This is a genomic window from Polaromonas sp., from assembly GCF_012927415.1.
In the GTDB taxonomy this organism is placed as follows: domain Bacteria; phylum Pseudomonadota; class Gammaproteobacteria; order Burkholderiales; family Burkholderiaceae_C; genus Polaromonas.
In genome coordinates, this window is the sequence record NZ_JABBPF010000071.1 from 21,150 (window position 1) to 27,281 (window position 6,132).

Annotated in this window: 6 protein-coding genes; 1 reads left to right on the top strand and 5 read right to left on the bottom strand. The window is 60.1% G+C overall.

Annotated features, from left to right (window positions below; all coding sequences use genetic code 11):
• Positions 1 to 154: 154 nt before the first annotated feature.
• Positions 155 to 997, bottom strand: coding sequence for a transferase (locus HHJ19_RS07385; RefSeq protein ID WP_296905454.1), 843 nt, complete (start codon positions 995 to 997; stop codon positions 155 to 157).
• A 149-nt stretch (positions 998 to 1,146) separates the two neighbouring features.
• The gene (locus HHJ19_RS07390) at positions 1,147 to 1,440 is read right to left on the bottom strand and encodes a Crp/Fnr family transcriptional regulator (RefSeq protein WP_296905456.1); all 294 of its coding nucleotides are present in this window, start codon (positions 1,438 to 1,440) and stop codon (positions 1,147 to 1,149) included.
• Between the two features lie 26 nt (positions 1,441 to 1,466).
• Here HHJ19_RS07390 and HHJ19_RS07395 point away from each other — a divergent pair, with 26 nt between their 5' ends.
• The gene (locus tag HHJ19_RS07395) at positions 1,467 to 1,748 is read left to right on the top strand and encodes a hypothetical protein (RefSeq protein ID WP_296905458.1); all 282 of its coding nucleotides are present in this window, start codon (positions 1,467 to 1,469) and stop codon (positions 1,746 to 1,748) included.
• Positions 1,749 to 2,331: 583 nt separating this feature from the next.
• On the opposite strand, the gene HHJ19_RS07400 is transcribed toward HHJ19_RS07395, so the two are convergent.
• The 3 genes from HHJ19_RS07400 to HHJ19_RS07410 form a co-directional block, all read right to left on the bottom strand.
• Positions 2,332 to 2,745, bottom strand: coding sequence for a putative toxin-antitoxin system toxin component, PIN family (locus HHJ19_RS07400; RefSeq protein ID WP_296905460.1), 414 nt, complete (start codon positions 2,743 to 2,745; stop codon positions 2,332 to 2,334).
• Between the two features lie 23 nt (positions 2,746 to 2,768).
• A complete protein-coding gene (locus tag HHJ19_RS07405) occupies positions 2,769 to 4,160 on the bottom strand; it encodes a THUMP domain-containing protein (protein ID WP_296905462.1) in 1,392 nt (463 codons plus the stop codon).
• Between the two features lie 199 nt (positions 4,161 to 4,359).
• Positions 4,360 to 5,907 (bottom strand): RNA polymerase factor sigma-54, encoded by a 1,548-nt coding sequence (locus tag HHJ19_RS07410; RefSeq protein WP_296905465.1) that lies wholly within the window; start codon positions 5,905 to 5,907, stop codon positions 4,360 to 4,362.
• Positions 5,908 to 6,132: the final 225 nt, after the last annotated feature.

Sequence of the window (6,132 nt, forward strand, 5' to 3'; positions counted from 1 at the left end):
ATTGCGCAAACTTTTAGTTTGCGTGCGCCGTGCGCGCCGGGGCGTCAGACATCGCCGCGTGGTCGCGTTGGGCGCTTCCTACAGTGGACCGGCAAGCGGCCAAAGTACCTAGGACACGTTGACGATAGCGCTGGAGCAGGCCAGTGGCCAAAGGCTAGCCAGCAGCTTCGCCTGCAATGGTTTTCATTTCCCAGATGACCCGCGCCAGTTCCCGCTTGAGCTCGATTCGCGCCTCTTCAGCCAGACCCGCAAGGCTGTGCCGCAGACTCATGCGGTGGGGTGAAATGGACTGGCCCCTGGACGCGAAAACAATGCTGTTGCTTTTTTCCGCGGCAATGATTTCGACCGCGTTGCCACCGAAAGCGCGGCTGATGCGATCGACCAGCAGCGGATAGTCAGGGTGGTCGTAATGCAGATTCACCACCAGCACGCCGTCTGGCGATAGCGATGCAAGACAATCCGCATAAAACCCTGGCGTGCAAAGGGCGGCAGGCTGGCCCTGCTGGTCGAAGCCGTCGACCAGCAAAACATCGAAAACCGGCGCCTCGATTTTTAAAAAAAGTGCGCCATCGGCTGCAATCACCTGAAAGCGCTGATCGTTGTCGGGCACCTGAAATTCGCGCCTCAGGGCAATCACATAGGGGTTGATCTCCAGCACGGTCATCCTGCTCGCCGGCAGGCAGCGGTAGCAGAATTTGGCCAGCGATCCGCCGCCCAGCCCGATCATGCCGATATGCGCGGGGGCCGGGTTAAAAAGCAAAAATCCCATCATGGTGCGCGTGTAGTCGATCTCCAGCTGCCAGGGCCTGGCCATGAGCATGCGGCTTTGCAACTCGCCGAGCGTGAAGTGCAGCGACTTTCCCGCGCCATCTTCCTTCACAAACGGTCTGACGTACTGCAGCGACAGAAAATCGCCCGCTTGCGCGGTATCGGGCTTGCGCTTGCCGGCTGTCACGGCAGGCTGGCCCGGCAACAACGCATCATCAACATTTTGCATCCCACAGTGCCCACGGCAGTCATGTGCTGGAATGTCAAAAACAGGCAATGGCGGAAAATTCGGCAGCATGGGTCGGTGTCAGGCGTTTAGCGGGGAAGCCGTTGATTATCGGAGCACGCCGGAGAATTGAAACCTGTATCCGTCCGATCCTAGCCATTGGCCGAAATTCCCAGGGTTTTTTCGTCGGTCAGCAGATTGGCCTGGTAACAGCGGCAGCTGAGCTGCTGAAGCCCTGCTCCATCCAGCAGCATCAGATAGCCATGGCTGTAGCTGATCAGCCCGCGCTCTTCAAAAACACGGGCCATGCGGCTGACGCTTTCACGCCGCACGCCGATCATGAAAGCCAGTGCCTGGTGGGTAAGGAGCAGTTCGCTGGAATGTGTCCGGTCGCGCATCATCAGCAGGCAGCGCGCCAGACGTTGCCGGATCGTGTGGTAATTCATGCAGACAGCCTGCCGGCTATGGGGCAATGCTGACAACGTCGCTGACGCTGACGCTGACGCTGACTCTGATGCTGATTCTGATGCTGATGCTGATGCTGGCGGTGGGTTATTACCTGCTGAATCAAAGCCTGTGGGTCAAGCTTTTTCACACTGCGCTAATTCTGCTGTTCTTTGCAGTGATGGTGCCGCATCAAGTGCTGGTGCAGGCACTGATCATGCAGCACCTGTCGTTGCTCTACATGCCCGTTCTGTACATCTGCTTTGGTGCGGTTTTTGATGCTTTGATGTTTGTTGCCCTGTATTCGTGAGTAGCGAGTAAAACGACAGCCGAAGCCACAGTCTGAATAGTATGGGCGCCGGCAGGATGCAGGGGGCCGGGAATGCCAGACGCTCAAATCCCAAAAATGGTGTCGCAGGAAATGTCCGGTGTTCTTCAGTACCAGCGACAGAAAAATAGGCGTGTGTTGAGCCCTCTTTCAAAACGCGCTATTGCTTTGAGCTTTACCCTGATTTGGTCGGCATGACCCTGCAAGCGGCTCAACTCCAGCCAGCTGGAAACCCGGTTGACGTGCTGTCAGGTTGATCCTTGGCGACCGAATCGCGTCCAGGCTACTTCGACATATAGCTGCGCAATGTGAATGGCGTAAATTGCGATTTACCGGTGCCCCACTGACGAACTGGCCGATCCAGGTCTCGCCGTGAGCCCCCAACCCGCACCTGTTGGGGCTGCTTGTTTTCTGAACGGCCAGGCTCGGTCCGTTCTAATCGAACCGGATAGCGATAGTTGCTCACAAAATTGGTTTGTTCCCCAAGCACCCGGTGAACGCGAAGGAGCAGCGCTAGTGGAGCCGACAAAGCGCACGGCTGATGGGGCAATAAAATTGCGACTAATTAGATAACTCTCTGCACCCGTATTCCCTGTACAAGGAGCCTTTTTGCCATGGACAGCACATGCCGGTCCTTGCTCAGCAGCAGCGCCTGGCTGGAGACCGCCAGGTCGATGAATTTCTGGTCGTCCGGGTCGCTGCAATTGGGTCTGGCCTTGGGCGCAACCTCGGTCAGACGGACATGCCTGTCATAGGCGGCCAGCACGTCGCTGGCGCTCAATTGGTAGAAGTTCAGGCGCGACACGATTTGCGGGTAAGCCAGTACGCGAGCCAGCTCGTCTCGCATGGGCTGGGTGGCTAGCCAATCGAGTTCGCCCGCCTCCAGCGCCTGCCGGAGCGGGAGTGCGGCAAGCTCGTTGAAGACAAACACATCGAGAACGATGTTGGTGTCGAGCACGACGAGCTTGCGACTGTTCATGCCGCCAACGGTACTCACCGAATTCACGGCTTGGCGGGTGCCGGGGTAGCGGCAGCCGGCTTGCCACGGGCTGAACCCGCCACCATGTCAAAGCGGAACAACCGGCACTCGATCGGGCCATTCCACAGCGGCACGCGGCGCGACTCTTTCAGACGCATCTTGCCTGGCAGTTTAAGGTCGGGTGACAGCACATGAGCGGTCCAGCCGGCGTAGTTTTTCTTCCAGTGCGCGGCCAGCTGCGGAAAGAAGTCGGAGGCTTCTTCGCCCCAGGCGTCTTGCGCCTGCTCGCGGCCGGGGTTGGCAGAGCGGTCGCGCGAGGGCTCGAAGGCGGCTTCCTCTCGGTCATCGCGGCTGTCGCGCCTGGGGCGCTGCAGCGGCTGGCCGAAGTCATCTACCGCCTGGACCTCAAATTGAGAACGGCGCTGTTCCCGCCCCTGCAGACCGGTAATGCCGGCCACGCCCGCCACGTCTATCCGCTCGCCATAGGGCGGATTGACCAGCATCACGCCGCTGGGTGCCGGCGGCATGCGTTGCAGCGCATCGCCGCCGCGGAACTGCACGGCGTGGGCCACGCCCGCACGCTCGGCATTGCGCTCGGAAAAATCGACCATACGGAAAGACACATCGCTGCCGAACACGGGCGCCGACGGCTCGGTAATCGCTGCTTCGGCCTGGTCCAGCAGGCCTTCCCAGACATGACCCTGAAACGGCAAATACTTCTGGAAGGCAAATTTGCGGTTGATGCCGGGCGCGATGTTGCAGGCAATCTGCGCCGCCTCGATGGCGATGGTGCCCGAGCCGCAACAGGGGTCGTACAGCGGCACGCCCTGCTTGCACAACTGGTCCCAGCCGCTGGCGGCAATCATGGCTGCGGCTAGCGTTTCCTTCAGCGGCGCATCGCCCTTGTCTTCGCGCCAGCCGCGCTTGAACAGCGGCTCGCCCGAGGTATCGATATAGATCGTGACCGTGTCTGTCGTCAGATGCACATAGACGCGCACGTCGGGCCAGTGGGTATCAACGCTGGGACGCACGTCGTTGAACTTTTGGCGGAAGCGGTCGGCGATCGCATCCTTGATCTTGAGGGCCGCAAAGTTCAGGCTGGTCAGGGGGCTGTGCTGCGAGGTGATTTCGACCTTGAAGGTCTGTTTGGGTGTGAACCAGATTTCCCAGGCGACACTTGCCGCTGCGTTGTACAGGTCCTGCTCGCTACGGTACTGGTTGTGCTGCAGTTCGATCAACACACGCTGCGCCAGGCGGCTGTGGAGGTTGAGCTGCATGGCGTCGCGCCAAGAGCCCTGCAGCTGCACGCCAGCGCGCCAGGCCTTGCCCTCAATGCCGGTGATGCGTTGGACCTCGCTGGCCAGCAGCGTTTCGACGCCGGCGGCGCAGGGGAGAAATAGTTGAAGTTGATTCATAAGTTTTGTCACTACGCTGGGCTGATCGTGAGAAGCCGCAGCTTTGTTGGGTAGAACCCTTAGCTACATCAGGGCGAACGGATAGCCTGCCACTCGCCACCAGCAGGGGCCGCGGGACTGGCTTCGCCAGACCGCAGGCACAGCGGCCCCCTCGGGGGGGCAGGGAGTTACGCGAAGCGAACGACCGTGGGGGCGACATTCACAGCGCTTTGCGCAGATTGGTGGGCGCAATGCGCAGCGCTTCACGGTATTTGGCTACCGTGCGTCGGGCGCATTCGATACCCTGCTCCTTGAGCATTTCGGAAATCTGATTGTCGCTGAGCGGCTTTTTGGGGTTTTCCGAGGAAACGAACTGCTTGATCAGCGCACGCACCGCCGTGCTGGAGGCGTTGCCACCGGTTTCCGTGCCCAGCGCCGAACCAAAGAAGTATTTCAGCTCAAAAGTGCCAAACGGCGTGCTCATGTATTTGGCCGTCGTTACCCGCGAAATAGTCGATTCGTGCAGGCCCAGCTCGTCGGCAATCTCGCGCAGCACCAGCGGGCGCATCGCCAGCTCACCGTGGCTGAAAAAGTTCTTCTGCCGCTCCACGATGGCGCTGCTGACGCGCAGTATGGTGTCAAAACGCTGCTGGATGTTCTTGATGAACCAGCGCGCTTCCTGCAGCCGCTGCTGCAGCGCTTGGCCGCCCTGGCCTTTGTGCTGCTTCAGCGCATTAGCGTAAATATCATGCACGCGCAGCCGGGGCATGACATCACTGTTAAGCGAAACCTTGAAGCCGCGGCCGGATTTGACGACGATGACATCGGGCACGATCAGGTTGCGCTCGACATTGACAAAACGCCGGCCAGGCTTGGGCTCCAGCCGCGCAATCAGCACGATGGCGCGCTTGATGACCTCGTCGGCAAAACTGCACAGATAGGACAGGCGCTTCACATCGCGCTTGGCCAGCAATTCCATCGGCTGCCTGCACATGGCGATGGCGGCGCGGGTTTCTTCACAGTCTTGGCAATCGAGCAGCTGCAGCCCCAGGCACTCGGCCAGATTGCGCGCGCCAACGCCGACCGGCGTCATGTGCTGCAGCAGCTTGAGGGTCACGGCGAAGCGCTGCGCCAGCTCCTCGGCCTGCTCCAGGTCGTCGCCGGCCAGCCCGCCCGCCAGCGAAGCCAGACTGTCTTCCAGATAACCATCGTCGTTGAGCGATTCAATCAGGAAGTAGAGTGCCGCCCGGTCCACCTCGGACAGACGCAGGCCTAGCGACTGGCGGTGCAAATGATCTTGCAGCGATTCATGGGCGCCCGTCAGGTCGGACGCCTGGGCGTCACTGTCGTCGAGGTTGTTCTTGCGCGCCGGCGCATCGCTTCCCCATTCGCTGTCGTCGGGCGAAGACTCGACCGTGCCGTCGCCCTCCCAGCTTTCCTCCAGTCTGGCCTCGGAACTTGACTCCACGCTGGTTTCAGCATCGTTTTGGCTTGTAGTCGAGGAACTATCGGCATTAGTAGCTATTGAATTAATAGCGTACTCAAACTCCTGACTGTCCTGGCTGACCGGCGTATCGATCTGCTCCAGGCCAAATTCCTCGCGGACGGCGGTGTCGTCAGCCACTTCGAGAAATGGATTTTCATCAAGCATCTGCTCGACTTCCTGACTCAACTCAAGCGTGGAAAGCTGCAGCAGACGAATAGATTGCTGCAACTGCGGTGTCAGCGCCAGATGCTGCGAAACGCGGAGCGAAAGTCCCTGTTTCATAGTGGCCCCACGCTTCCCGCTTCGCGCGGTTCGCTGCGCCCAAAGGGAGTCCCCCGGCCTGCAGTCCGGCAAAGCCGGTACCGCTTGCGGAACTGGTTTTGCCCAGCCGCAGGCGCGGCGGCCCACTCGGGGGGCAGCGAGCTACTCACAGTGAGCGAACGTGGGGGCATCACATCCGGAAGTGTTCACCCAGATACACACGGCGAACCTCTGCGTTGTCAACAA

Excerpts from the sequence above, each read along its gene's own strand:
- HHJ19_RS07385 (WP_296905454.1), bottom strand. The coding sequence starts at position 997 with ATGCAAAATGTTGATGATGCGTTGTTGCCGGGCCAGCCTGCCGTGACA.
- HHJ19_RS07395 (WP_296905458.1), top strand. The coding sequence starts at position 1,467 with ATGCTGACAACGTCGCTGACGCTGACGCTGACGCTGACTCTGATGCTG.
- HHJ19_RS07390 (WP_296905456.1), bottom strand. The coding sequence starts at position 1,440 with ATGAATTACCACACGATCCGGCAACGTCTGGCGCGCTGCCTGCTGATG.
- HHJ19_RS07405 (WP_296905462.1), bottom strand. The coding sequence starts at position 4,160 with ATGAATCAACTTCAACTATTTCTCCCCTGCGCCGCCGGCGTCGAAACG.
- HHJ19_RS07400 (WP_296905460.1), bottom strand. The coding sequence starts at position 2,745 with ATGAACAGTCGCAAGCTCGTCGTGCTCGACACCAACATCGTTCTCGAT.
- HHJ19_RS07410 (WP_296905465.1), bottom strand. The coding sequence starts at position 5,907 with ATGAAACAGGGACTTTCGCTCCGCGTTTCGCAGCATCTGGCGCTGACA.